The following is a 239-nucleotide window of genomic DNA, read 5'->3' as shown; positions in this document are numbered from 1 at the left end:
TTGGGTATCAACAAACTTAATGTTTGGAAGACCAGCTACTTGAGTGTCAGCAAACTTGATGTTGGGTAGGCCTGCTACTTGAGTGTCAACAAACTTGATGTTGGGTAGGCCTGCTACTTGAGTGTCAGCAAACTTGATGTTGGGTAGGCCTGCTACTTGAGTGTCAACAAACTTGATGTTGGGTAGGCCTGCTACTTGAGTGTCAACAAACTTGATGTTGGGTAGGCCTGCTACTTGTG

General features: G+C 45.6%; 1 pseudogene. It reads right to left on the bottom strand.

Going from position 1 to position 239, the window contains the following annotated elements:
• Positions 1-239: pseudogene (locus tag K5Q58_RS21030) on the bottom strand (hypothetical protein); the annotation flags it as partial.

It is taken from the genome of Shewanella sp. KT0246, assembly GCF_019654955.1.
Taxonomy (GTDB): Bacteria; Pseudomonadota; Gammaproteobacteria; order Enterobacterales; family Shewanellaceae; genus Shewanella; species Shewanella goraebulensis.
The sequence above is the reverse complement of the archived record's forward strand: the minus strand, read 5'-3'. Positions and strand labels throughout refer to the sequence as shown.